The organism is Blastococcus sp. CT_GayMR20, from assembly GCF_004570345.1.
On sequence record NZ_SPQM01000295.1, the window covers coordinates 1 to 1,580 of the forward strand.

The 1,580-nt window shown below is 77.2% G+C and carries 1 protein-coding gene and 1 pseudogene; both read right to left on the bottom strand.

Annotation, left to right across the window (positions count from 1 at the left end; all coding sequences use genetic code 11):
* Positions 1-742: GTPase (locus tag E4P40_RS27485; protein ID WP_209305559.1), on the bottom strand; the 742-nt coding region annotated here is incomplete at its 3' end.
* Positions 739-1,580: pseudogene (locus E4P40_RS27490) on the bottom strand (ABC transporter); the annotation flags it as partial. The pseudogene E4P40_RS27490 and the gene E4P40_RS27485, both read right to left, overlap by 4 nt.

The window sequence follows — 1,580 nt, forward strand, 5'->3', positions numbered from 1 at the left end:
GCCGGTCGGTCGCCGCCCGGCGCGCGGCCACCCGGTGGGCGAGCTCGCCCCGCAGCTCGGCGACCCCGGTGCCTGCCCGCGCGGAGACGGCGAGCACCGGGGTGGCGGCCAGCCCCTCGCGGTCCAGGAGGGCCCGCAGGTCGGTGAGGCACTCCTTGGCGGAGACCGCGTCGAGCCGGTCGATCTGGTTCAGGACGACGAGCAGCACGCCGGCGTGCCCGGCCAGCGGGGCGAGGTAGCGGTCGTGCACCGCCGCGTCGGCGTACTTCTCCGGATCGAGCACCCACACCAGCACGTCGACGAGGGCGACCAGCCGGTCGACCTCCAGCCGGTGCTCCAGCTTGACGCTGTCGTGGTCGGGCAGGTCGAGCAGGACCAGCCCGTCCAGTGCGGGCTCGGGCTGGTGCCGGTGCCGTCGGGGCACCTCCAGCCAGTCGAGGAGCCGGTCGGCCCCGTCCTCGCCCCACACCGTCGCGTGCGCGACGCCGGTCGTCGGCCGGCGCACCCCGGGCCTGCTGACTTCGGCACCGGACAGCGCGTTGAAGAGGGTGGACTTCCCGCTGCCGGTCGCCCCGGCGAGCGCGACCACGGTGGCATCGCCGAGCGCCGCCCGGGCCCCTGCCTTCGCCAGCAGGGCACGGGCCTGGCCGACCTCCGGCACTTCCAGGCGTCCCTCGGCCAGCTCGACGGCCTCGCGCAGCGCGGCCAGCCGGTCGGCGAGCGGCGCTTCCCGACGACTCATGCCGCTGCCCGGCGGGCCGCCGCCAGCTCGCCGACGACGGCGCGCAGGTCGTCGGCGGCCGTCGGCGCGGGAGCGGCCGCGTCCACCAGGACGTCGAACCGCTCCTGCTCGTACCGCAGCAGCTCGTCCGCCCTCGCCTCCAGGTCCTCCCTGGCCCGGGCGGCGAGCGAGCGGACCGCGGAGTCGCCGAAGACCGCTTCCAGCACGCGCTGCCCGACCACGGTCGTGCCACCGGCGACGGCGATCTCGCCCCCGGTCAGGCCTGCGGTCTGGGCGAAGACCGCGACCATGACCACCGCGCCCGCACCGTTCACGCCCCACGAGAGCAGCCGGGCCTGGGTGCGCTTGTCGGCTCCCTGGTCGCGGACCAGGTCGAGGACGGCGCCCTGCCAGTCCCGCACCTGCGCGGCCGCCGCCTCCGGGAAGTCCGGGGACACCTGCTCGAGGTCCCGCTCCTCCCCCGCCAGCAGGGCCGCGCCGCCGGGCAGCGCGCGCCAGGTCGTGACCGTGCGCTCGGCGGCGCGGTCGGCCTCGGCCCGGAGCAGCCGTTCCACACTGTTCTCCAGGGCTCCCTGAAGGCCGTCGGCGGGCGTGGGCCGCCCCGTCACGGCGCTGACCACCCGGTCGCGCAGCCGGCTGACCCCGCTCTGCAGCGCCCGCATCCACTCGCCCGTGCCCACGAACTCCTGCCAGCGGGCGAGCACCTCACCGCGGAGCAGCGTGCCGCTGCGGACGCCTTCGTCGATGCCCTCGCGGGCGCCGTCGTAGGCCGCGGTCGCGGCCGCGCGGAGACCGTTGGCGGCGGTCAGCTGCGACTCCACCGCGGCGGCGATGCCGG